Genomic DNA, 22,001 nt, shown 5'->3' with positions numbered 1-22,001 from the left:
CCTCGTGCCACGAACGGCTGAAGGCCACCTCGGTTTCGAGGCGGCCTTCAGCTTCGTCAGGAAATGCTCGCTGACCGGCGGTCACCAGCCGGTCAGGGGTCCGTCAGCCGTCCGCGTGGTCGGTCGAGTCGGCGGCGATGCCCGGCACGTCGTTCGGCCCGTAGACCTTGGCGTCACCCGGGTACGGGGTCTGCCAGCCATGGGTCTGGTACCAGGTCCAGCGGTTGAACAGGTACGGGTTCGCGAAGTCTTCCTTCGCCCCGTTGCCGGTCAGGTGCTGCTGCTCGGACCAGGTGTCCCATTCCTCGGCGATGTCCTGCATCGAGGCCGGGACGGCGGCCGCCTGGGCCGCCGCGGTGTTGACCGCGGCCGCGGCGGCACCCGTCTGCCCCAGCGTGTCGAGGCCGCAGGCCGGTGCGGTCTTGACGCCCTCGGTCAGGGGGACCTGGTTCGGGACGGCCGCGTACGGCGTCATGTCCGGCTTGTTGGTGAAGGCATCGAACATCGGGGTGGCCGCGGCGACCTTCTGGTTCAGCGGCTGGGCGCCGAGGATCTGCTGGATGGTCCGAACCATGCTGATCTGGGAGTAGAAGGTGCTGACGGTCTGGCCGTGCACGGCGTACGGGCTGATGACCTGGACCGGGGCGCGGTGGCCGTCGACGTGGTCGGCGCCGTCCTGGCTGTCGTCCTCAGCGATGAAGATCGCGGAGTCCTTCCAGTACTGCGAGTGCGAGATCTCATCGACGATCTTGCCCACGGCGAGGTCGTTGTCCGCGACCTGCGCCTCGGGGTCCGCGGTGCCGCCCGTGTGGTCGCTCGAGAGCCACGTCATCTGGAAGTTCTTCGGACCGTTCTTCTCGAAGTCCTGCTTCCACGTCTCGTAGCGGTAGATGTCCGGCACCGAGGTGTCGAAAGGTGCCGCGTTCGTGTCCCCGATCGCATTCAGCGACGGGATGACCGAGCTGGAGTGCATCTGGAGGGCGGGGGTGAAGAGCTGCGACGGGTCGCCGCCGGCCATCGTGCTCGTCGCAGCACAGTAGTACTGCTGCCAGGTTGCGCCGGCCGGCTTGCCCTCGCCGTACTCGAACTCGCCGTAGTTCCTCGCCGTGTTGCCCGCGGACTGGATCGAGGTCCACAGGAACCCGGAGCGCTGGTGGCCCAGGACGTCCTCTTCGGTGTCGTAGGAGCGCTTGTACTCGCCGGCGCTGGTCTCCGTGTACGCGGGGTTGTCGCCCTGCATCATCCAGTTGTGGCCCTCGGCCGAGTTCGTGCCGATGTCGTAGGTGTTGTCGTACAGCCCGAACTGGGTGGCCAGCGCGTGCTGGTTCGGGGTGGCCTTCGCGCCGAACTGCGCGAGCGAGGCGTCACCGTTGCCCTGCTTCATGTCGCCGTACACCTGATCGTAGGTGCGGTTCTCCTTGACGATCAGGAAGACGTGCTTGATCGTCGACGGATCGCCGATCCGCTTCGGCACCGCCACGGCCGGGATCTTGGCGGCCTCTGCGGCCGTCGCCTCCTTGACGGAGCTTCCGTCCCAGCCGTTCTGCTCGAAGACGGTCTCTGTGTACTGCTGGATCTGCTCGTCGCTCGGCAGCGTGAACCTGGTGAGCGAGGCAGTGGTGGAGTGCGTTCCGTGGCCGGTGGCAACCGTGGTGCCCGGGCCCTTGTTGAAGCTCAGCACGGGGCCGCGCGCGTCGATGCCGCGGGTGTTCGTGACCACGATCTGGCCGTTCACCGCCGCGACGTTCTCCGGATAGTAGTCCGTCGGCAGGAGGCCTATGTAGCTGGCCGGATCCTTCGGGTTCTGCTGGTTGACCTCGTAGACGGCGATGGCGTTCGCGCGGCCCAGCGAAACCAGCAGGTGATCACCCTGCATGGTGATCGCGGTCGGCGCGTAGCCAACCTGCGACGAGGCCCACGGCTGGGTCGCGATGGTCTGCACCACCTTGTTGGTCGCCGTGTCGATGACCGAGACGGTGTCGCTGTTCGTGTTGGCCACGTAGAGGGTCGAGCCGTCGAGGTGCATTGCGGTCGGGTGCAGCTGGACGTCGATCGACGAGACCGGCGCGGCGGCGCTGGCCGTGTCGATGACGCTGACCGTGCCGCTCGTGGAGGTGCCGAGGTAGGTGTCTGCGGGAACCTGGGTGCCGTAGGAGCCCATCGTCGTGTCGCCGGCGGCGGCCCGGTGCCCGCCCTCGTTGGAGACGTACAGCTTGGTCCCGACGAACTTGAGCTGGCGGGGGGCGATGCCCGTGCTGAAGGTCTGGGTGACGGTGCCGGCAACCGGGTCGATCCCGACGACGGTGTTTTGGCCGTTGACCGCCGCGTACAGCGTTGATCCGTCCGGAGAGAACGCCATGCCAGCGGTCAGCGCCTGCTTGCCGCCGACAGCTGGGATGCTGATCGTGGTGCTGGCGCCGAGCGAGCCGTCCGGGTTGAACGGGTAGCGCACGATGCCCGAGGCGACCGGGGCGTAGAGGAACTTGCCGTCGGGCGAGAAGACCGGGCCCTCCTGGCCGACAGAGCCGTCGGAGATGTGCTGGTAGGCCATGCCCAAGTAGCCCGCGTTGGTGGAGGCCGCCGTGAACGACGTGGCCGAGAGGGTACCCGCTGCGGCCACGGGCTTGTAGGTCTTGAGGTCGAAGACCTGCAGGTCGACTGACCGGTCGGCGCTGGTCCCGACGAGGTAACGGCCGTCTGGGCTCACCACCGAGCCCATGATCTTGCCGAACGGCGTCATCAGGCGGTCACCGATCGGCTTGATGACCTGGTTCGAGGAGATCTGCTCCCCGTTCTCATACTGAGAACCGACCTGATTCTGGCCGAACTGGATCGTCGAGGCCGCTGCGATACCGCCGCCCAGCAGGGCGAGCGAGCAGCTGGCGGCCACGATCGCGAACGGCCTGCGCCCGAGCCGGGGCGCCGACAGCCGACGCAGGCCGTGGGACAGGCTTGGAGGGAGGATGAGGGTTCTTCGGTTACCTGTTGACCGTCCGGCCATTGCGGTGCTCCTCTTCTCAGCCCAGAGCGCTGACGGCGCAGAGGGAGGGCGAGATTCTCTGATGGTTGCGGGTGAGCCCTCGTCCGCTGGGGGGACGCTGCACGAGGGCTCGATCCCGGCCTTTCGATCTTTCGCGCCCAGCATTACGACGCTGTGAATTGCCTGTGTCGCGCCGCCTAACTCACACAGAACAGCGGCGGCCGCTCAGCCGCCGTCGTCCGCTCGCGGTCACGACGCGGGGCGAGCTTCCGCCGTCGCAGGCTCCTAACGCGGGGATTGGGCGCCGCTCTTGATCCGTCGCCAGCCTCCGGCACGGTTGTTGACGATGATGGCGCGGAACATTGCCAGCAGGGCCGTCCAGTTGATCTCGTCGTCCCGGTAGATCTGGACGGCCCGAGCTGTGGAGTTCCCCTGGCCCTGATTGATGATGCCGTGTGGATCGGCCACCGTGGGGTCGTAGAGGAAGATGTTGACGTGGTCTTTGGCGGCGAGCAGGGCGCAGATATTGCCCTTGAGCACGAAGTACGGTTGCACCGATCGCTTGATGGTCTCCTCGACCTCTGGATCGGCCTCGCGGGCCAACGCGCGAACTTCGCGGCAAATAGCTTGCTGCCACTCGGGCAGCCGGTCGATGTACTCGTCGACGCGGGGGTCGGAAGGAGAGGCGTTCACCGGGCAGCACTCACGGGGTCGACCCTGACAACGTCGGCAGCCGAGAGCTTGCCGTCACGCCATCGTGGGGACTCGCCAAGGACCCTGTCTGTGGCCACAGCGAAAGTCATCACCCCACCAGCCTTGCGCCACCAACCCAATGCACACAAGCGCCGGGAGCACGCCAAGTGGCCGGGACACGACGTACATTGCGACGTGGACAGCCGGGCGGGTGCAGAACCGCTTAGCGTCTCGCCTCGTACCGGGTCAGTACGACGCCGCCAGGGAACGTTCGCGTCTCCACCAGGTTCAGGTTCACCCAGCTGCCCAGAGCGGTGAAGAACGGTGTGCCGCCGCCGACCAGGACCTGGTGGGTGGCCAGCATGTACTCATCGATGAGCCCGGCCCGCATAGCGGCTGCGGCGAGCGTGGCGCCGCCGATGGTCATCTGGGCTCCGGCCTCGGCCTTGAGCCGGGCGATCTCGGCGACCGGGTCGCCGTCGAACAGCCGGGTGTTCCAGTCGAGTGACCCGCGGAGAGTGGACGAGAACACGACCTTCGGCGTGTCCCGCCAGTTCCGCGCGAACGCGAGCTCCGCGGGGGTGGCGCCTGGCTGCTGGTCGGCGGTGGACCAGTAGGGGCTCATGGCTTCCCACAGTTTGCGCCCGTACAGCGTCAGCCCGCTCGCGAGCTCCTGGTCAAGCCACCACTGGAACAGCTCGTCGCTGGGCGGGCCGCTCCAGTCGATGTCGTCGCCGGCCGCGGCGGTGTAGCCGTCCAGGGTCACGTTCATGCCGTAGATCAGTTTCCGCATGCCGCCAGCCTTCCATCGGCGGGCCGCCAGCGTAAGATCTCCGTCGGTTCAGGAGCTCCGGTAGCGGCTGGCGAGCTCGACGCTCTGGCCCCCGAAGGCGGCGAGGTCCGCGCTGAAGACCGCGTCGAGCAGGCTCGCGTCCTCGACGCCCGGGGCGCACACGGTCTCGCCCAGCTCGAGGCCCCGCAGGCTCGCGGTGACGACGTCTTCGGCGCTCATGCGCGGCACCGCACTCAGGTCGAAGCCCTGCCGCTCGTGGAACTCGGTGGCGACCACGCCCGGGCACACAACCTGCACGGTCACCCCGGTGCCCTCGAGCTCCGCGCTGAGGGTCTGGGACATCGCGACGAGGTACGCGAGGCTCCCGCCGTAGACCGCTCGGCGTGGCATCAGGGAATGGGGGGCTGGCCCGCTGAAGGCGATCATGCCGGCCACGTTGACGATGGTTCCCTCGCCGCGCTCCTGCATGCCCGCGACGACGGCGCGGGTGAGCATCGTGGGCGCGAGGACCTTGACGTTGACGAGTTCGGCTGCCTTATCTGCCGGAAGTTGGGCGAGGGGCATGTAGTGGGCGACGCCCGCATTGTTCACGAGCATGTCGAGCGGCTCGCTTGCGCAGATTTCGGCGACGGCGTCGATCCCGGCGGTGGTGGACAGGTCCGCCGCCATGGTCCGGACCTTGACCTCGGGGTGGGAGCCGGCGAACTCCTCCAGACGGTCCTGTCGTCGGCCCACGATCACCAGATCGTAGCCCTCTGCGGCGAGTCGTGCGGCGAAGGCTCGGCCGATCCCGGAGGTGGCGCCTGTAACGAGTGCGAGCTTGCTCATAGTGACTCCTGTGCGTCCTCGGCCACGGGCCCGCGCGCAGTCAGGCAGGGCCATGTCGGGTTCTCGTACGGTGCTGGGATTCACCCTAGCCTTTGGCCTCCGCCCACGCGACGTCCGTTGGATGCTCGGGGCGCGCGAGTGCGTCCCCTCCAGCGCGCCGCCCTCAGAAGGCCAGGTCGCCGCTGCCAACGGTCGTGACGAACTCCGCGAAGAGCCCCGGCCACGCCATGATCCCGTACGGCGTCCGCGCCACGACGATACGGCTGTGCGGCATCCGGGCGTGCAGCTGCTGCGCCGTCGACAACGGGTGCGAGCGGTCCCCGCTCCAGGCGAGAATCAGCGCAGGTACCCCGATGGCTGCGACGTCCTTCCCCTTCGGCAGGTCGGTGGCCGCCGCGCCCCGCATCACGGCCGGCAGGAGGCGTTCGGGCACGGCCACGCTCGTCTCGGGCGCATGAGCGAGCGCAGGCGGCGTGGGCGCCGTCGAGCCTCGCTGCACAAACGCGGCAATGCCCTCCTGCTCGACCATGGCGGCGTTGGCCAGATAGGTCTCGCTCTGGGCCGCCCGGCGCTTCCACGCCGTCGGAGGCGTGACGAGGGTCAGCGACGCGAACCTCGCGGGATCCTTCAGCGCCGCGTGCAGGAGGGTCCCGGTCCCCATGGACGGCCCCACCCCATGCACCTCCTCGCCCGGCGCGACGTGGTCGAGCAGGGCAAGCAGGTCGTCGGCGAGGCTGGGCCAGCTGTAGTCGGCCTCGGCGAGCGTCCCGGTGGAGCGCCCATGCGCGCGGGCGTCGTAGCGCAGGATGCGGTGGTCGCGCAGGGCCCGTGCGAGGTTGAGGCCGAGCTGTCCGTCGCGTTCGCGGCTGGATGTCAGCCCGTGCAGCTGCACGACGAGGGGACCGGTGGAACCGGCGACGTCGTAGTCAAGAGTCGCTCCGCGCGACTGGAATGAGGCCACGAGCCCTCCCGTGTGCCTTCTCGAAACATCTGGGCCCTAGACTACGGCACCATGCGGCTCACCACGGTTGCCCACATGGTCCTGCCCGAGGGATCGCTCGACAGCTTCGCCGTGCGCGCCGAGCCCGACCCGGCGCGCGAACTTCCCGTGTCCTACGACCAGGGCCGCCACGTCGGACGCGGCGACCGCGAGGGGTCCTGGATGGCGGTGTCCTTCCGCCTCCCGCACGCACCCTGCCGTGTCGCGCTCGGCGAGGCTTGGCAGGCGGTGATCGCGCGCCACGGGACCCTGCGCACCGTCTTCTCGCCCGATGGCCCGCGGGTGCGGCTGCACGAGGCAACGGTGGACGACGGCGCGTGGCGGCGTCACGAGGTGGGCGCCCACGGGACAACGCGCGACGCGCTCCGGGCGCTGCTCGACGCCGAGTGCCGCCCGTTCGCGGCGCCGTCATACCTCCTCGCCCTGGTCACACCGGCCCCCGGCGAGCCTGACGCGCGCCCCGTCGTCGTCGTCGCCAGCGACCACGCCCATGTCGACATGTGGTCGCTGCTGATCCTTGCCCACGAGGTGCTGGCGGGGACGGATCCCGCGGCTCGTGATTCAGCGGCTCCGGATCCTGCGGCGCCGCCCGCGTCGTTCGCCGACCACACGCGCACGCTCGCGGCGATGCCGGAGGCGCCGGCCGGGGTGATCGCGCACTGGCGGGAGATCCTGCGGGCGGGCGGCGGCGGGATGCCCGTGTTCCCGCTGCCGCTGGGCGATGTTTCGCAGCCCTCCCCCGCCGTCGTGGAGGTACGCGACGTGCTCAGGGAGGACGAGCTCTCCCGTCTGGAAGAACGCGGGCGTGCGCGGGGGGTGCGTCTCCTCCCGGCCGTGCTGTCCGAGCTCGCGCGGCTGTTCCAGGACCTGGCCGGCGCGCCGCTGCGAGCGGTGTTCCCGGTGCACTCGCGCAACGAGCAGCGGTGGCGAGAGTCAGTCGGGTGGTTCATCACGAACGCCGTGCTCGACATCGCCGAACCGGACCCAGCTTCCTGCGCCGCGGCCGTCGAGGAGGCTGTGCGCCTCGGCGCCTACCCCTTGGCTCCGATCTTCGAGCGCATCGGCAGCGCGGAGGAGCCCCCAGGGATGTTCGCGATCTCGTGGCTCGACATGCGCCGCATGCCGCTGGGCATCGACTCCGCACTCGAGCCGCAGTTCGTCTCGGCGATGCTGCCCACGGACAACATCATGGTCTGGTTCATCGTCGCGGGGGACGGGCTGCACCTGCGCTGCCGCTACCCGGACAACCCTGTTGCCCGCACCACCGTCGGCGCGTTGCTCGACGAGTTCACGCACCGGATCGCGGAGGCTGCGCGCGCGTGACCGCGGGCCGGCCGGGCGGGTTCCGGCGGCGACGAGCACGACGTCGAGCATCGCCTCGCGATGGACGCTCACTCCCGAAGGCGGTGGCACGCGCCTGAATTGCGACGCGTCATTGTGCTGCCCTCGGGCGCGCGGCTAGTGTGCGGACATGGCAGGCATCCTCGCGTGGGTCGCGCAGTCCGGGGTGGTGCAAGGGGTCATCATCGGCGCCACTCTGGCGTTCCTGTCGGCAATCCTCATCATGAATGCTGTGATCCGGGCCGTCACGACGACCGCCAATGGCTGGAGCGTCATCCGTGCGTGCGGCCGTCCCGAGAACGGCGTCCTGGTGCGGGCAGCCTGCGCCAAGGCCCTGCCCGCGGTCAATGTATTTGAAGAGGCCGCATACTTCACTGCAACCACAGACGGCTCAGGGCAGATCCTCAGCGGCGCACATGCATACAACCTGCGCTTCCCGGCCGGCGGACTGCCGCCGCATGACGCCTTCTGGTCCCTCACCGTGACCGACGTGGTCGGGTACATGGTGAGCAGTCCGATGGAGCGCTCGAGCTTCGACGATCGTTCAGACCTCGCGAAGAACGCCGACGGTTCCGTTGATATCTACCTGCAGCACGATGCCCCGGCAGGGCGTGAGCAGAACTGGTTGCCCATTCCTTCTGGCAGATTCAAACTGATGCTCCGCGTGTATCTGCCGAGCGCGGAGATTCTCAACGGCACGTACCGAATTCCGCCTGTCGCGAGGGCGCGGTGACATGAACCGTCTCATTCTGAAGTATTCGTACCCCCTGACCGTCGTCATCCTCGTGGTCTTCGCTTGGGTCGTCTACCAGCGGATCTCGCGCGGCTGGAGCGAGATCATTCCACTCGCAGTGGCCGCTGGGATCGTGTGGGTGCTCGGCACGGCGGCGTTCATCTACCTGTGGCCGCGGCTCACGGTCAACGGCTTCAAACGGGCATTCCTCAAGCACGGGCTCGGCGGCGGCCCGGTCCCCGTCAACACCCTGTACGCCGCGGCCAGCACCTCATCCGCGTCGGCGGCGCCCGGGAGCCTCCTGGCAACCGGGACCGACGATGTGCTCTACATCGGCGGCTGGCTCGACCTGACGAAGGGGCCGCAGGTACTGCATGTGCCCGACATGGGCGAGCGCTATTACAGCGTGCAGTTCACCGACCCGTCGAATAGCGCCAATTTTGCCTACGTCGGCAAACGCACCACGGGTACCCGCGCCGGTGACTTTGTCATCAGCGGGCCGGACTGGCGGGGGACGGTGCCTGGCGGCATGACGCGGATCGCCTCGCCAAGCCGTTCGGTTCTCGTCGTGGGTCGCGTCTTCGTCGCCAGCGAAAGCGACCTTCCTGCCGCCTACGGACTCGCGCAGCAAATCCAGCTCGCCCCGCTCGGCCGCTAGTCCTTGCCTCAAATCAGTGCGACGCGGCCCGTCGTCGGCTTCATCCAGACGGAGGTCGCCGACCGCGTGAATGACATCTACCCCAGGATCTGCTCACGCCGAGTCTGGAGGAAGGGCCTCGGTAGCCGTCGAGCCTGAGGCACGGTCCGCTGCCTTGGCCCGGTCGTGAACACGGAGCTGCAGCAGTGCCAGATCTGTCAGGGGCGTCTCGACCCCGAGTTCGCGTGCGGTGGCGGCGAAGTCCCCGACAAGGTGCTCGCCCTCGTGTTCTCGGCCCTCTGTGAAGTCGCGGTACAGGGATGGGACGAAGGGCGAGCCAGGCTGTGTCAGCATCTCCAGTGATGATCGGTGCGAGGAATCGGACGCCGGGTATCCCGCAGCGTTCAGGACCCCTTCGGTCTCGGCGAGCACTTCACGGATGAAGTCCCGCCCCTCCGGCATCGCCGCGATCTCGCCGAAGCTGGCGCGCATGAGGATCGATCCGACTCCTGAAGCCACGATGAACGCCCACTTGTGCCACATCGTGGTCAGAATCTGCTGCGTGACGCGCAGCTTGTAGCCCGGCACGGAGAGTTCGCGCCCGACGTCGTCGGCGCGGGCGGCGGGACCCCCGGGCTGGGCGCCGAGGACGATCTCGGCCAACGGGAGCACCTGGCGGATCGCGCCGTCCGGCGTCACACGGGCGACGACGCGCACGGATCCGCCGAGCACACGATCCGTGCCGAACCGGTCGTTGAGGAGCCGAAGGTGCCGCATGCCGTTGAGGATCGGAAGGACCAGCGTCTCCGGTCCGATCGCAGGCCCGAGCTGGCCGAGCACGCTCTCGAGGGCGCTCGCCTTGACTGCCAGCATCACGAGATCATACGGCCTGTCGTCGAGCTGCTCGGTGGTCAGAGCGCGCACCTGCACGGTCTCATCGGTATCCGTGCCGATCAACCGCAGACCCCCGCTCAGCTGTTCAGCGCGCCCTGAACGAACCAGGAAGGTGACGTCCCGACCGGCCTGGGCGAGCCTCGCCCCAAAATAGCCGCCTGTCGCCCCAGCACCCGCGATCAGTATCCTCATAACCTCTCCTCCTCCGTCAGGGTACCGGCGCACTGTGGCGTCTCACTCGGGCCGCAGCATCTGCTCCTGCGGGTGCGTCGCCAGGGCCTCGACGGTGATCGTCTGCCACTGGAACGTCGGCAGCCCCGAGAGCACCTCGTGGAGCACCGTCGCATCGTCGGCCTCGTACCAGCCGATCGCCGTGCGGGTGCCCGGCACGCGCCACAGGCGGCGCAGGATCCCGCGGTCCCGCAGCTGCTGGGCATACTCCCTTTCGGCGGCCTTGATCCGGGATGCCTCTTCTGCCGGCAGAGGAGGCATGCGGTTCTCCTGTCTCACCAGGAATTCCATGGTCGTCTCGCTGTCTAGTCTGCCGATGCCAAGGCATCGGACTGGAGGAGGTGCCGCGCGAGCAGCTCGGGGTCTGTGACGAGGACCTCGTGGTCGGCGTCGAGCTCACTGACGTTCCAGCCGGCCGCGGCGGCGCGGCCCGCGAATGGGGTGAATGGCGTGCGCCAGCCGGAGCACAGCAGGTAGTCACCGGTGAACGGGAGGTCTGCCAGCCCGTGTCCGATCGAGTCCATGTACGTCTTCGCGGGCTGGGGCGTGAGTCGCGGAGCGAGTTCGTCGATGACCCGCTGGTCGGTGACGCCGAGGTTCGCGACGGGCCGCGGGTCGATCACGAGCCCATCGTTCTCCCGCGCGGATTCGAGGTAGTGGGCGGCCGCGTGCTCGGGGAGGAGCGCGATGGCGGCTTCACCGCGCTCGGGCAGGAAGCCGTCGACGATGACGAGCCGTTTGATGCGGTCGGGGATCTCGGCAGCGACCCCCGTCACGACCATCCCCGCGTAGCTGTGGCCGACCAGGATGACGTCGTCCAGGTCCTCCGTCTCGATCACGGCCCGCACATCGGCGATGTGGGTGTCGAGTCCGACGGCGGGAGTCAGCAGATGTGCACGGTCGCCGAGGCCCGTCAGCGTCGGCGTGAAGACCCGAGCGCCTGCTGCTACCAAGAGGCGTTCCAGCGGTCTCCAGCACCAGGCCCCGTGCCACGCCCCGTGGACGAGCACATACGTCTCCTGATCCAAGTGCTGCTCCTGTTTCACCGTTGCCGTCACCTTACTTTCGTCCGCCGCTGTTCTGAATAGCGCCACTGTTCTGAATCGCGCCACTGTTCTGAATAGTACGGGCGGCCCCGGGCTCAGGAATCGGAACCGATTCGGAGAATTCTCGGTGGTGCCGCTCCAGCTGGTTCGACATTCCCCACTCATCGCGTGGGTAACCTTGAGGCATGGCTTCTTCCGCACCGACTCCCGAGACGAGGTGGGAGCCCCTCGCAGCGCAGGCCGTCGCGGATCTGCTCGCGTCGTCGCCCGTCCGCTGGTGGCTCTCGGGCGGCGTGGCCCTCGACCGCTGGCTGGGCGCGCCGATTCGCGAGCGCTCCAACACGGATGTGAGCGTGGTGTTCGGCGACCTGCCGCAGCTCGTGGCGAGCCTGCCCGCGGAATACGATGCGTGGGCGGTGCGCGACGACGACGACCTCGTGCCGTTCGCGGAGATCCAGGAGGGCGACGAGGTGCAGCCCGTGCTCGTCCGCGATGTCGAGCAGGATGCATGGGTGTTGAAGGTCAACGTGGAGGACGGCGCTCCGCGCGCCTGGGTGTACAAGCGCGACCCGCGACTGCAGCTGCCCTGGGACCGCGCGGTGCTCGACATCGACGGCATCCCCACCGGTGCGCCTGAGGTGCAGCTGGTCTGGAAGGCACTGCGGCCGCGCCCGGAAGACGACGTCGACAAGGACGCCGTGCTGCTGCGGCTCTCCGACGAGGCGCGCGCCTGGTACGAGCGCTGCATCCTCTCGATCCACCCGCACTCGTCGTGGTCGATCCACGTGCGCAGCCCCTTCGCGCCGGCGAAGGCCAGCTGGAACCGCAAGCGCAGCTGACCCGGCTAGCCTCGCCGCTGGCGCGGCAGTTTCACCCCCGTCATTCCCGGACGGCATTCAGCACGAGCGAGCGGAACCACCGCTGGGCCGGCGTCAGGCTCGCCTCGCGCCGCGTGTACAGCGACACCGGGGTGCTCTGCGGCGGCCAGGGAAGGTCGGCGATCAGCAGGCCGGGGAACCACCCGCAGAAGACCTCGGCAACGTGCCGCGGCAGAAGGACAGCAAGGTCCGTTGCCTCGAGCACCGCAGGTACCGTCGCATACTCCTCCACTGTCAGCACGACCTGCTGCATGAGCCCGTTGTCCGTGAGCACCTGCAGCGGAAAGACGTGCCCGCCGCGCGCCGAGACCCGCAGGAAGTGTCGACCCGCGAACATGTCGGGGCCGGTCGGCGGCAGGGGGTGCGCCCCCGAGACGAGCGCAACGTACTCGACGGCGCGCACGTGCGAGCGCCACAGCCCCGGGCTGCCGATCATCGACACGGTCATCGCCAGATCGATGGTTCCCCGGGTGAGCCCATCCTCGACCTGATCCGAATCGAGTCTCTCCACCTGCAGGTGCGGCCGGGCGGCCTCGCGTGCGAGCGCCGTCATGATGGGCGGAAGGAAGGTCTGCTCGCCGATCGAGGTGAGTCCGAGCATGAGTTCGCCGGTGAATCCCGCCGGCTCGAAGGTGTCCGGCTCGTCCACCGTCGCGTCGATCTGCGCGAGCGCCTCGTGGATGGGGCCGAACAACTGGGTCGCCTTCGCGGTCGGCACCATGTCATGCCCCTCGCGCCGGAACAGCTCGTCGCCGAATCGCCCTCGAAGCCGCCGCAGCGTGTAGCTGACGGTCGGCTGCGTCACGTGCAGCCGCTCGGCGACCGCGGTGACGCTGCGCAGTTCGTAGAGCACCACGAAGGTGCGCAGCTGGTTGAGGTCGGTGAACACCATCTATTGATTGTATCTATGCGGGATGCACTCGATATCTATTCGACGCCATGGATGTGATCTGCCTAGCATTGAGGCATACCCGCCTCCACGTGACAAGGACGACACTCGGTGATCATCGACATCCACGGCCATTACACGACGGCGCCGGCCCAGCTGGGCGCCTGGCGCGACCTGCAGATCGCCTTCACGGAAGGGCGGGGTGAGGCTCCCGATCCGGCGGCCCTGACGATCTCCGACGATGACATCCGTGAGACCATCGAGGCCAACCAGCTCAGGCTCATGAACGAGCGCGGCAGCGATATCACGGTCTTCAGCCCGCGCGCCTCCTTCATGGCCCACCACATCGGCGATCTCGAGGTCAGCCAGACCTGGGCGCGGATCTGCAACGACCTGTGTGCCCGGGTGAGCGAGCTCTTCCCCGACCGCTTCCTCATGGGGGCCATGCTTCCGCAGTCCCCGGGCGAGGATCCTGCCACCACGGTCGCCGAGCTGACCCGCGCCGTCGAAGAGCTCGGCGCGGTCACGGTCAACCTCAACCCGGATCCCTCCGGCGGCAAGTGGACGGCCCCTGCGCTGACCGACCGATCCTGGTACCCGGTCTACGAGAAGCTCGTGGAGTACGGGATCCCTGCGATGGTGCACGTGAGCACCTCCTGCAAGCCGGTGTTCCACACCACCGGGGACCACTACCTGAACGCCGACACGACCGCCTTCATGCAGCTGCTCAAGGGCGATCTGTTCCGCGACTTCCCGGACCTCAAGCTCGTCATCCCGCACGGCGGCGGCGCTGTGCCCTATCACTGGGGCCGATTCCGCGGCCTCGCCATGGCGCTCGGCAAGCCGGAGCTCGAAGAGCACCTGCTCAACAACGTCTTCTTCGACACCTGCGTCTACCACCAGCCCGGTATCGACCTGCTCACGAAGGTCATTCCCACCGATAACATCCTGTTCGCCAGTGAGATGATCGGCGCCGTCCGCGACATCGACCCCCGCACCGGCCACTACTTCGACGACACGAAGCGCTACGTCGATGGAACCGAGAACCTGACCGACGCGCAGCGCGCGCAGGTCTTCGAAGGCAATGCCCGCCGCGTGTACCCGCGCCTCGACCGTGCCCTGACGGCGCGCGGCCTGTAAAGAGAAGGAACCCCCATGCGACTGAACAACCTCGGAATCGTCCACACGAACATCGAGCGTCCCGACCCGAAGGACGTCGCCCGCCTCTCCCAGTTCGGCGTGGCGACGATCCACGAGGCGATGGGCCGTGTAGGCCTCCTGCGCCCCTACATCCGCCCCGCCTACACCGGCGCCAAGCTCTGCGGCCCGGCCGTCACCGTGCTGCTGCAGCCCGGCGACAACTGGATGTTCCATGTCGCGGCCGAGCAGGTGCAGGAGGGCGACGTGATCATCGCCGGCTGCACCACGGAGAGTGAGGACGGCTTCTTCGGCGACCTGCTCGCCACCTCGCTGACCGCCCGCGGCTGCAAGGGCCTGGTCATCGACGGAGGTGTCCGGGACGTGGCGGACCTCGAGAAGATGGGCTTCCCGGTCTTTTCGCGGGCCATCAACGCCAAGGGCACGGTCAAGGCCACGCTCGGTTCGGTGAACATCCCGGTCGTCGTGGCGAACGCGCTCGTCAATCCCGGTGACGTTGTCGTCGCGGACGTTGACGGCGTCGTCGTGGTTCCCCGCGAACTCGTCGGCGCGGTCGCCGATGCCAGCCAGAAGCGTGAGGACAACGAAGAGGCGAAGCGAGTGAAGTTCCGCGAGGGCGTGCTCGGCCTCGACATCTACGGCATGCGCGAGCCGCTTGCCGCCGCCGGCCTCGAGTACGTGGAGAACTGACCATGGCGCACGGAGACACCACGGGCGGCTTCGAGAAGTCCGCCGGCTGGCTTGACTGGTACGACGGCCCTGCGACGCCCGCCTTCCGCCTGCCCGACGGCGCGGTCGACGCACACTGCCACGTGTTCGGACCCGGCGCGGAGTTCCCCTACGCTCCGGAACGCAAGTACACGCCCTGCGACGCCTCGGCGGAGCAGCTGTTCGCCCTGCGCGACCACCTCGGCTTCGACCGCAACGTCATCGTGCAGGCGACCTGCCACGGCGCCGACAACCGCGCGCTGGTCGATGCACTGCGCCGCAGCGGAGGGCGGGCGCGCGGCGTCGCCACCGTCCGCCGCGATGTGACGGACGAGCAGCTCGCCGAGCTGCACGAGGCCGGTGTCCGCGGCGTGCGCTTCAACTTCGTCAAGCGCCTCGTCGACCGGGTCCCCACGGACTCGCTCGAGGAGATCGTTGCGAAGATCGCGCCGCTCGGCTGGCACGTGGTGATCTACTTCGAGGCCGAGGACCTGCCCGAGCTGTTCGACTTCTTCTCGAGCATCCCGACCGACCTCGTGGTCGACCACATGGGCCGGCCCGACGTGACCAAGGACCCGAACGGCCCCGAGTTCGAGCTGTTCCTGCGCTTCATGCGGGAGAATCCGAACGTGTGGACCAAGGTCTCGTGCCCAGAGCGTCTGAGCGTCACCGGGCCCCGCGCCCTGGACGGTGAGCAGCACGCCTACACCGACGTCGTGCCGTTCGCCCGCCGCGTGGTCGAGGAGTTCCCCGACCGCGTGCTGTGGGGAACCGACTGGCCCCACCCCAACCTCAAGGACCACATGCCCGACGACGGGCTGCTGGTCGACTACATCCCCCAGATCGCCACGACGCCGGAGCTCCAGCAGCGACTGCTCGTCGACAACCCCCACCGCCTCTACTGGCCCGAAGGAGCATGACATGTCACTCGACAAGCCGTACAAGGACGTTCCCGGCACGATCATCTTCGACGCGGAGATGGCCCGCAAGGGATATCACCTGAACCAGTTCTCGATGTCGCTCATGAAGCCCGAGAACCGCGAGCGCTACCTGGCGGACCGCGAGGCGTACCTCAACGAGTGGCCGCTTTCGCCGAAGCAGCACCAGGCCGTCCTGGACATGGACCTCAACGCCATGATGGCCGAGGGCGGCAACATCTACTTCCTGAGCAAGATCGGCGCCACCCATGGCCTGAGCTTCCAGCAGATGGCCGGCTCCATGACGGGCATGTCCGAGGCCGCCTACCGCGACATGATGATCGGCGGCGGGCGCCGCCCCGAGGGCAACCGCCTCAAGGACCTCGACGGCTGGACGCCGCCGCTGCCGCGCGAGAAGTCCGAGACCATGCGCGAGAACGCCCCGGCGAAGTACACCTCCGCGCTGTTCACCTCGCACGTCCCGGCGATCGGTGCCGCGATGGACCTCGGCAAGACCGAGGAGCCGTACTGGAAGAAGGTCTTCGACGGCTACGAGTGGACCCGCAAGTGGGCCAAGCAGAACACGCCCGACGTCGTCATCCTCGTCTACAACGACCACGCCACGGCGTTCGACTCCTCCATCATCCCCACCTTCGTGCTCGGCACCGGGGAAGAGTACCCCGTGGCCGACGAGGGCTACGGCCCCCGCCCGGTCCCGGACGTGAAGGGCTACCCGGAGTTCGCCGCACACATCGCGCAGTCGGTCATCCAGGACGACTTCGACCTCACCCTCGTCAACGAGATGGTCGTGGACCACGGGCTCACCGTGCCGCTCTCCCTCGTCTTCGGCGACGTCAAGGAGTGGCCGTGCAAGGTCATCCCGCTGGCCGTCAACGTGGTGCAGTACCCGGTGCCCTCCGGACGCCGCTGCTACGAGCTCGGCAAGGCCCTGCGCCGCGCCCTGGACAAGTGGGACGGCCCGGAGCTCAACGTGCAGATCTGGGGCACCGGCGGCATGAGCCACCAGCTCCAGGGCCCGCGCGCCGGTCTCATCAACGAGGAGTGGGACAACGCGTTCCTCGACCACCTCATCGCCGACCCGCTGGGCCTGACCGAGTGGGATCACATGGAGTACGTCGACGAGGCGGGCTCCGAGGGCATCGAGCTCGTGGACTGGCTGATCGCCCGCGGCGCCATGGACGACCAGTTCCACGGCGAGGCTCCCTCCGTCGACCACCGGTTCTACCACGTCCCCGCCTCCAACACCGCGGTTGGGCACCTGGTGATCTCGAACCCGGCCGCACCGCGCGCCGACTTCGCCGACGACGCGGTGATAGCTGAGCCCGCGGATCAGGTGCCGGCCCCCGAGCCCGCGGAGACCGCGGCCGTTCCGAACGCCTGACACTCTCATCCGCCCCCGCTTCTGAGGAGAAACGAATGACCGACAAGATCCGCGTCGCAGTCGTCGGCGCCAATGGCGCCTTCGGCATGAAGCACCTCGACGGCCTGAAGAACATCGAGGACGCCGAGGTGACCGTCGTCTCCGCCACCTCGCAGGAGAAGGCGGACGGCGTCGCCGCCAAGTACGGCGTGGCCAACGCCGTCGTCGGGCTCGACGTCGTGCTCGAGCGCGACGACGTCGACGCCGTCATCCTCGCCACCCCGACCGGCCTGCACGCCTCGCAGACGCAGGAGGTGCTCAAGGCCGGCAAGCACGTGCAGGTCGAGATCCCGCTCGCCGACTCCCTCGCCGACGCCGAGGCGACCCTCGCCGTCGCAGAGGCATCGGGCCGCGTCGCGATGGTCGGCCACACGCGGCGATTCAACCCCTCGCACCAGTTGGTGCACAACCGGATCGCGGCGGGCGAGTTCAACGTGCAGCAGATGGACGTGCAGACGTACTTCTTCCGTCGCACGAACACGAACGCCAAGGGCGAGGCGCGCTCATGGACCGACCACCTGCTGTGGCACCACGCCGCTCACACGGTGGACCTGTTCGCCTACCAGGCAGGCAAGATCGTGCAGGCGAACGCCATCCAGGGCCCGATCCATCCCGAGCTCGGCATCGCCATGGACATGTCGATCCAGCTCAAGAGCGAGACCGGGGCGATCTGCACGCTGTCGCTGTCGTTCAACAACGACGGGCCGTTCGGCACCTTCTTCCGCTACATCGGTGATACCGCCACCTACGTTGCGCGCTACGACGACCTGTTCAACGGCAAGGACGAGCAGATCGACGTGTCGAACGTTGCGGTCAGCATGAACGGCATTGAGCTGCAGGACCGCGAGTTCGTCAGCGCGATCCGCGAGGGGCGCGAGCCGAACTCCTCGATCCGCCAGGTCATCGACTGCTACCGCGTGCTCGGTGCGCTCGAGGAGCAGCTCGCGTGATCCTGCCGAAGATCGGCCTCGGCTGCATGTCGCTGAGCCACGCCTACGGGGTTCCTCCGTCGGTCGAGGACGGTCTGGCGTTCCTGCGCTCGGCGCTCGACGAGGGCGTGCGCATGCTCGACACCGCGACGCTCTACGGCGGCGGCCGCAACGAGGAGCTGGTCGGGCAGGCGATCGCCGGGCGCCGCGACGAGGTGCTGCTGGCCAGCAAGGGCGGCATGGCGATGGTCGACGGCGTCAAGGTGATCGACGGGCGACCGGAGACGCTGCGCACACAGGTCGATGCGTCGCTCGGGCGCCTCGGCGTCGACCACATCGACCTGTACTACCTGCACCGCTGGGACAAGCAGGTGCCGATCGGGGAGAGCGTTGGTGCGCTTGCTGAGATGGTGACTGCCGGAAAGATCGGTGCCATCGGGCTCTCGGAGGTCTCCGTGCAGCGTTTGCGCGAGGCACAGGCCGTCGCTACCATCGCCGCGGTGCAGAACGAGTACTCGCTGTGGAGCCGCAACCCCGAGCTCGGCATGCTCGAGGCGACTCGCGAGGGCGGGGTCGCCCTGGTGGCGTTCTCGCCCCTCGCGAGGGGCTTCCTCAGCGATGGCTTCGACGACCCGGCGGAGTTCGCGCCGAAGGACATCCGGCGCGGGATGCCGCGATTCCAGCCGGAGCACTGGCCCGCCAACGCCTCCCTGCTGCCTCAATGGCGGGCTCTGGCCGCCGAGGCCGGCTGCACTCCGGGGCAGCTCGCACTCGCGTGGGTGCTCTCGCGGGGTGAGCACGTGGTGGCGATCCCTGGCACGACGCGTGCGGATCACCTCCGCGAGAACCAGGCGGCTTCCGATCTCTCGATCGATGCTGACCTGCTCGACCGCGCGGGTGTTCTCATCGGAACGTCCACCGTGTCGGGTCCGCGCTATGCGCCTGCCGCAGCGCGCGAGGTCGACGCCGAGGCCTTCGAGGACGCCGCATGAGGGCGATCTCGTCGATGGCTACCCGCCACGTGCTCGCGGATCTGAAGGCGGCGGCCGTGGCGGCTGGCCTGCCCGAGGTGGAGGTCGAGTCGGTCGGCGGCGTGGATGCGGCAAAGCGCGTGGCGGAGGGTGAGCAGCTGGACCTGGTGTTCCTCGCCGTGGACGCGCTGCAGCGGCTTGCCGATGGCGGGCATGTCGTGGCCGGTTCGGTGACGCCGCTCATGCTGTCGCAGGTCGCGGTGGCCGTTCCCTCCGAGTCCGATGAGCCCGCAACCCACGACGGTGCGTACGCGTTCCCGGACGCCGCGGGCTTGCGCGCCGCTCTGCAGCAGGCCGCCCGCATCGGCTACTCGACCGGCCCCAGCGGCGTCGCGCTCGTGAAGATGATCGACGGCTGGGGCCTAGGCGAAGAGCTCGGGCAGCGGATGGTTCGCGCGCGTCCGGGCATTCCGGTTGCCCGCTCGCTCGCCGACGGCGACGTCGACCTCGGGTTCCAGCAGCTCAGCGAGCTCGTGGGGCAGCCCGGCGTTCGCATCCTCGGAGTACTGCCGCCGGACTGCGCGATCGACACCGTCTTCGGCGGCGCGGTTGCGGCGGCGTCGGGCGATCCTGCTGGGGCGTTCGAGGTGCTGCGGTTCTTCGCGTCGGAGGCCGCGGCTCCGATCCTGGCCGCGCACAGCTTCGCGCCGGCCGGCTCGTAGCGCGCAGACGAACAGCAGCGCGCGGACGAGCAGCAGCCTGGCGCAGTCTGAGCGGCTGCTCGCCGCTTGCTGCTTGCGTGAACGTGAGCGGACGACGACGGGTGCGCACTCGCCGTCGTCCGCCCCGCCGCCCGGCTCCGTACACTGGCCGTCATGGCATCCCGCATCAGCGAACTCGTCCTCAAATGCGCCGACCCCGAGCTCCTCGCGCGCTTCTGGAGCGAGGTGCTCGGGTACGTGGAGATCGACCGGGACGGCGGCCTGATCGAGATCGGCCCGCCCGGAGCCGGCTTCGGCGGGCTCCAGCCGACCATCCTCCTCATGCCCAGCACCGACCCACGCGCCACCAAGCTCCAGCTGCACATCGACGTCAACCCTGTGGACCGCGACCAGGACGCCGAACTGGAGCGGGTGCTCGCCCTCGGCGCCAGCCAACTCGACATCGGGCAGGGCGCGGAGGCGCAGTGGCAGGTGCTCGCGGATCCCGAGGGCAACGAGTTCTGCCTCCTGCGCAGGCGGCTCGAAACCTGAGGATGGTGTGCCCGCGGGCTGCGGCGCGCCGGGGTCATCACGCGTCGGTCCGTCCCGCCGGACCTGTGCGCGCGGCCGTCCGCCGACCATCTAGGCCAGGAGTGCCGGGAGGTCGCGGACGCCGTCCACGATGTAGGTATGCGGGTGCGCCTCGAGGTCGGCGCGGCCCAGCTTGCCCGTGAGGACGCCTACGGCTGTGACGCCGGCGCGGGTCGCCGCGAGGAGGTCGTTCACGGTATCGCCCGCGGCGAGGACCTCCCTCACGTCCTGGACGCCCGTGCGCTCCATCGCCCTATGGATCATGTACGGTGCAGGCCGCCCGGCGGCGACTTCGTCGGAGCACACGACGGCGTCGAGCACCAGGCGAGGCGCGGCACCATCGGCGGGGGCGTCGTCGTGCGCCGCGCCGCGCCGCGTCGGGTCCGCGGCACCGGGGGCCACCGCCCAGCCGAGGCCCGCGAGCAGCGGTTCCGCGACATCGCGCGAGAAGCCCGTCGTGAGAGCCACCTTCACCCCGCGCTCCCGCAGCGAGGCCAGTGCCTCCTCGACCCCGGGCAGGGCCACGGGCGGTTGCTGCCCGTAATACTTGGCCAGCATCGCCTTGAAGCGAGCGAAGCCGCTCAGCACGAGCTCCGGAGTCGGGACCCCGCCCACGGTCCGGACAAGGGCCTCTATGGCCTCGGCCTTGTCGGCGCCCATCCAGTGCTGCACGTCCGCCTCGCTCGGCCGGGTGCCGGCGATCTCCTCGACTGCGTCGGCGAGGGCCCGGTAGACGGAGCCGTGCTCGTCGATGGTGGTGCCCGCCATGTCGCAGGCCACAAGCGTGATCATGCAGTCCTCATTCGCTCGAGGGGACTCGGGCCAGAAAGGACCTGCTGTCCGCGGTGTTGTAGATGGTGAAGCTCGTCAGCTCGGGGATGTAGCGGTCGTCCGAGTACTCGATGGGTTGGCCTTCCCGAGTCGTTGTGACGCGCCGCTCGCGCAGGAGCGCAGCGCCGACAGCGCAGCCCAGGAGTTCGCTGTCCAGCGTGTCCGCCAGGATCGCGTCGATCGTGTGGCGAGCCCCCCGCAGGTCCACCCCTCGCTGTTTGAGGAACGCGAAGATCGACCCGGAGTCGGTGTCGAAGTCGAACAGATGGCGGCCGACGTCGTGCACGAAGCTCGTGCGTTCCACCATCACCGGCGCGCCGTCGAGAGAGCGCACGCGCAGGATCTCGACAACCTTCTCTCCATTCTCCAGGAGCAACGCTGCGGCCGCCTCCGGACCCGCCGTCCGCAGCGACACCTCGATGGTGCGCTGACCGGGCGTCCGGTCGATCCCGTGCGCCCATTCGCTGAAGGACAGGAGGGTTTCGAACGGCTGAGAGGGGACGCTGCCGCTGACGACGGGCGGGCGGCCTTGGCCACCCGCCACGAGGCCTTCGACGCGCAGGCTCTGGAGCGCCTGCCGGACAGGCCCGCGCGAGGTGCCGAACTCGCGGCAGAGCTCTGACTCGCTCGGAATCTTCGCCCCCACGGGCCAGATCCCTTCGGCGATCCGGCGCCGGAACTCGGCCGCGATGACGGTGTGGCGCGGATCGGACGCAGGGGAGCTGCTCATGAACTTGATAATACAAGTTGCCACTGTGAAGGGGGTCATCCTTCGGGAGTTTGGGACGAAGATTCAGTGAACTCCGCGAGG

Annotated in this window: 23 protein-coding genes; 12 read left to right on the top strand and 11 right to left on the bottom strand. The window is 68.6% G+C overall.

The features are described 5' to 3' along the window. Positions 1-103 precede the first annotated feature (103 nt). The 5 genes from AB5L97_RS18260 to AB5L97_RS18240 all read right to left on the bottom strand — a co-directional run bounded on the left by AB5L97_RS18260 (position 104) and on the right by AB5L97_RS18240 (position 6,255). A complete protein-coding gene (locus AB5L97_RS18260; RefSeq protein ID WP_369045750.1) occupies positions 104-3,001 on the bottom strand; it encodes a bifunctional YncE family protein/alkaline phosphatase family protein in 2,898 nt (965 codons plus the stop codon). A 264-nt stretch (positions 3,002-3,265) separates the two neighbouring features. Next, positions 3,266-3,673, bottom strand: a complete 408-nt coding sequence (locus AB5L97_RS18255) for a DUF1801 domain-containing protein (protein ID WP_369045749.1) — start codon at positions 3,671-3,673, stop codon at positions 3,266-3,268. A gap of 223 nt (positions 3,674-3,896) precedes the next feature. Continuing rightward, the gene (locus AB5L97_RS18250) at positions 3,897-4,466 is read right to left on the bottom strand and encodes a dihydrofolate reductase family protein (protein WP_369045748.1); all 570 of its coding nucleotides are present in this window, start codon (positions 4,464-4,466) and stop codon (positions 3,897-3,899) included. A 48-nt stretch (positions 4,467-4,514) separates the two neighbouring features. Further along, on the bottom strand, positions 4,515-5,294 hold the full coding sequence (locus AB5L97_RS18245) for an SDR family NAD(P)-dependent oxidoreductase (RefSeq protein WP_369045747.1): 780 nt from the start codon (positions 5,292-5,294) through the stop codon (positions 4,515-4,517). 163 nt (positions 5,295-5,457) lie between these two features. Then, positions 5,458-6,255: an alpha/beta fold hydrolase gene (locus tag AB5L97_RS18240; RefSeq protein WP_369045746.1), complete on the bottom strand. Its 798-nt coding sequence runs from the start codon at positions 6,253-6,255 to the stop codon at positions 5,458-5,460. Positions 6,256-6,306: 51 nt separating this feature from the next. On the opposite strand from AB5L97_RS18240, the gene AB5L97_RS18235 reads away from it, so the two are divergent. The 3 genes from AB5L97_RS18235 (at position 6,307) to AB5L97_RS18225 (ending at position 9,026) form a co-directional block, all read left to right on the top strand. Continuing rightward, entirely contained in the window at positions 6,307-7,617 is a 1,311-nt protein-coding gene (locus AB5L97_RS18235) for a peptide synthetase (RefSeq protein WP_369045745.1), read from the top strand. A 148-nt stretch (positions 7,618-7,765) separates the two neighbouring features. After that, on the top strand, positions 7,766-8,368 hold the full coding sequence (locus AB5L97_RS18230) for a DUF1214 domain-containing protein (protein WP_369045744.1): 603 nt from the start codon (positions 7,766-7,768) through the stop codon (positions 8,366-8,368). Between the two features lies 1 nt (position 8,369). Next, entirely contained in the window at positions 8,370-9,026 is a 657-nt protein-coding gene (locus AB5L97_RS18225; RefSeq protein WP_369045743.1) for a DUF1254 domain-containing protein, read from the top strand. A gap of 93 nt (positions 9,027-9,119) precedes the next feature. Here the strand turns inward: AB5L97_RS18225 and AB5L97_RS18220 are convergent, their stop codons facing one another. Genes AB5L97_RS18220 through AB5L97_RS18210 form a run of 3 tightly spaced genes read right to left on the bottom strand, consistent with a single transcriptional unit; the run spans position 9,120 to position 11,158 of the window. Then, positions 9,120-10,091: a ketopantoate reductase family protein gene (locus AB5L97_RS18220; RefSeq protein WP_369045742.1), complete on the bottom strand. Its 972-nt coding sequence runs from the start codon at positions 10,089-10,091 to the stop codon at positions 9,120-9,122. A 42-nt stretch (positions 10,092-10,133) separates the two neighbouring features. Then, entirely contained in the window at positions 10,134-10,421 is a 288-nt protein-coding gene (locus AB5L97_RS18215; protein ID WP_307956197.1) for a muconolactone Delta-isomerase, read from the bottom strand. Between the two features lie 14 nt (positions 10,422-10,435). Beyond that, a complete protein-coding gene (locus AB5L97_RS18210) occupies positions 10,436-11,158 on the bottom strand; it encodes an alpha/beta hydrolase (RefSeq protein ID WP_369045741.1) in 723 nt (240 codons plus the stop codon). Positions 11,159-11,361: 203 nt separating this feature from the next. Here AB5L97_RS18210 and AB5L97_RS18205 point away from each other — a divergent pair, with 203 nt between their 5' ends. Then, positions 11,362-12,015 carry a hypothetical protein gene (locus AB5L97_RS18205; RefSeq protein WP_369045740.1) on the top strand — a complete coding sequence of 218 codons (654 nt, stop codon included), beginning with the start codon at positions 11,362-11,364 and terminating at the stop codon, positions 12,013-12,015. 40 nt (positions 12,016-12,055) lie between these two features. On the opposite strand, the gene AB5L97_RS18200 is transcribed toward AB5L97_RS18205, so the two are convergent. Then, a complete protein-coding gene (locus AB5L97_RS18200; RefSeq protein ID WP_307956194.1) occupies positions 12,056-12,946 on the bottom strand; it encodes a LysR family transcriptional regulator in 891 nt (296 codons plus the stop codon). A gap of 108 nt (positions 12,947-13,054) precedes the next feature. On the opposite strand from AB5L97_RS18200, the gene AB5L97_RS18195 reads away from it, so the two are divergent. The 8 genes from AB5L97_RS18195 (at position 13,055) to AB5L97_RS18160 (ending at position 20,320) form a co-directional block, all read left to right on the top strand. Continuing rightward, positions 13,055-14,083: an amidohydrolase family protein gene (locus tag AB5L97_RS18195; RefSeq protein ID WP_369045739.1), complete on the top strand. Its 1,029-nt coding sequence runs from the start codon at positions 13,055-13,057 to the stop codon at positions 14,081-14,083. A gap of 15 nt (positions 14,084-14,098) precedes the next feature. Further along, on the top strand, positions 14,099-14,791 hold the full coding sequence (ligK, locus tag AB5L97_RS18190) for a 4-carboxy-4-hydroxy-2-oxoadipate aldolase/oxaloacetate decarboxylase (protein ID WP_307956192.1): 693 nt from the start codon (positions 14,099-14,101) through the stop codon (positions 14,789-14,791). A 2-nt stretch (positions 14,792-14,793) separates the two neighbouring features. Further along, entirely contained in the window at positions 14,794-15,729 is a 936-nt protein-coding gene (locus tag AB5L97_RS18185) for an amidohydrolase family protein (protein ID WP_307956191.1), read from the top strand. A gap of 1 nt (position 15,730) precedes the next feature. Beyond that, entirely contained in the window at positions 15,731-17,128 is a 1,398-nt protein-coding gene (locus AB5L97_RS18180; protein WP_307956190.1) for a protocatechuate 4,5-dioxygenase subunit alpha/beta, read from the top strand. 35 nt (positions 17,129-17,163) lie between these two features. Further along, entirely contained in the window at positions 17,164-18,117 is a 954-nt protein-coding gene (locus AB5L97_RS18175) for a Gfo/Idh/MocA family oxidoreductase (RefSeq protein WP_369045738.1), read from the top strand. Next, a complete protein-coding gene (locus tag AB5L97_RS18170; RefSeq protein ID WP_369045737.1) occupies positions 18,114-19,088 on the top strand; it encodes an aldo/keto reductase in 975 nt (324 codons plus the stop codon). Before AB5L97_RS18175 ends, AB5L97_RS18170 begins: the two co-directional genes overlap by 4 nt. Further along, positions 19,085-19,789 (top strand): substrate-binding domain-containing protein, encoded by a 705-nt coding sequence (locus AB5L97_RS18165; protein WP_369045736.1) that lies wholly within the window; start codon positions 19,085-19,087, stop codon positions 19,787-19,789. The genes AB5L97_RS18170 and AB5L97_RS18165 overlap by 4 nt, the downstream gene beginning before the upstream one ends. A gap of 153 nt (positions 19,790-19,942) precedes the next feature. After that, the gene (locus tag AB5L97_RS18160; protein WP_369045735.1) at positions 19,943-20,320 is read left to right on the top strand and encodes a VOC family protein; all 378 of its coding nucleotides are present in this window, start codon (positions 19,943-19,945) and stop codon (positions 20,318-20,320) included. A 90-nt stretch (positions 20,321-20,410) separates the two neighbouring features. Here the strand turns inward: AB5L97_RS18160 and AB5L97_RS18155 are convergent, their stop codons facing one another. Both AB5L97_RS18155 and AB5L97_RS18150 read right to left on the bottom strand, forming a co-directional pair. After that, positions 20,411-21,151, bottom strand: coding sequence for an HAD family hydrolase (locus AB5L97_RS18155; RefSeq protein ID WP_369045734.1), 741 nt, complete (start codon positions 21,149-21,151; stop codon positions 20,411-20,413). Positions 21,152-21,158: 7 nt separating this feature from the next. Continuing rightward, positions 21,159-21,920, bottom strand: coding sequence for a GntR family transcriptional regulator (locus AB5L97_RS18150; RefSeq protein ID WP_369045733.1), 762 nt, complete (start codon positions 21,918-21,920; stop codon positions 21,159-21,161). Positions 21,921-22,001 lie beyond the last annotated feature (81 nt).

The sequence above is a fragment of the Sinomonas sp. P10A9 genome, from assembly GCF_041022165.1.
In the GTDB taxonomy this organism is placed as follows: domain Bacteria; phylum Actinomycetota; class Actinomycetes; order Actinomycetales; family Micrococcaceae; genus Sinomonas; species Sinomonas puerhi.
The sequence above is the reverse complement of the archived record's forward strand: the minus strand, read 5'-3'. Positions and strand labels throughout refer to the sequence as shown.

Coding starts and splice junctions, on each gene's coding strand:
- AB5L97_RS18165 (WP_369045736.1), top strand. CDS start 19,085: ATGAGGGCGATCTCGTCGATGGCTACCCGCCACGTGCTCGCGGATCTG.
- AB5L97_RS18245 (WP_369045747.1), bottom strand. CDS start 5,294: ATGAGCAAGCTCGCACTCGTTACAGGCGCCACCTCCGGGATCGGCCGA.
- AB5L97_RS18180 (WP_307956190.1), top strand. CDS start 15,731: ATGTCACTCGACAAGCCGTACAAGGACGTTCCCGGCACGATCATCTTC.
- AB5L97_RS18175 (WP_369045738.1), top strand. CDS start 17,164: ATGACCGACAAGATCCGCGTCGCAGTCGTCGGCGCCAATGGCGCCTTC.
- ligK (WP_307956192.1), top strand. CDS start 14,099: ATGCGACTGAACAACCTCGGAATCGTCCACACGAACATCGAGCGTCCC.
- AB5L97_RS18200 (WP_307956194.1), bottom strand. CDS start 12,946: ATGGTGTTCACCGACCTCAACCAGCTGCGCACCTTCGTGGTGCTCTAC.
- AB5L97_RS18260 (WP_369045750.1), bottom strand. CDS start 3,001: ATGGCCGGACGGTCAACAGGTAACCGAAGAACCCTCATCCTCCCTCCA.
- AB5L97_RS18235 (WP_369045745.1), top strand. CDS start 6,307: ATGCGGCTCACCACGGTTGCCCACATGGTCCTGCCCGAGGGATCGCTC.
- AB5L97_RS18205 (WP_369045740.1), top strand. CDS start 11,362: ATGGCTTCTTCCGCACCGACTCCCGAGACGAGGTGGGAGCCCCTCGCA.
- AB5L97_RS18160 (WP_369045735.1), top strand. CDS start 19,943: ATGGCATCCCGCATCAGCGAACTCGTCCTCAAATGCGCCGACCCCGAG.
- AB5L97_RS18230 (WP_369045744.1), top strand. CDS start 7,766: ATGGCAGGCATCCTCGCGTGGGTCGCGCAGTCCGGGGTGGTGCAAGGG.
- AB5L97_RS18185 (WP_307956191.1), top strand. CDS start 14,794: ATGGCGCACGGAGACACCACGGGCGGCTTCGAGAAGTCCGCCGGCTGG.
- AB5L97_RS18225 (WP_369045743.1), top strand. CDS start 8,370: ATGAACCGTCTCATTCTGAAGTATTCGTACCCCCTGACCGTCGTCATC.
- AB5L97_RS18250 (WP_369045748.1), bottom strand. CDS start 4,466: ATGCGGAAACTGATCTACGGCATGAACGTGACCCTGGACGGCTACACC.
- AB5L97_RS18155 (WP_369045734.1), bottom strand. CDS start 21,151: ATGATCACGCTTGTGGCCTGCGACATGGCGGGCACCACCATCGACGAG.
- AB5L97_RS18220 (WP_369045742.1), bottom strand. CDS start 10,091: ATGAGGATACTGATCGCGGGTGCTGGGGCGACAGGCGGCTATTTTGGG.
- AB5L97_RS18150 (WP_369045733.1), bottom strand. CDS start 21,920: ATGAGCAGCTCCCCTGCGTCCGATCCGCGCCACACCGTCATCGCGGCC.
- AB5L97_RS18215 (WP_307956197.1), bottom strand. CDS start 10,421: ATGGAATTCCTGGTGAGACAGGAGAACCGCATGCCTCCTCTGCCGGCA.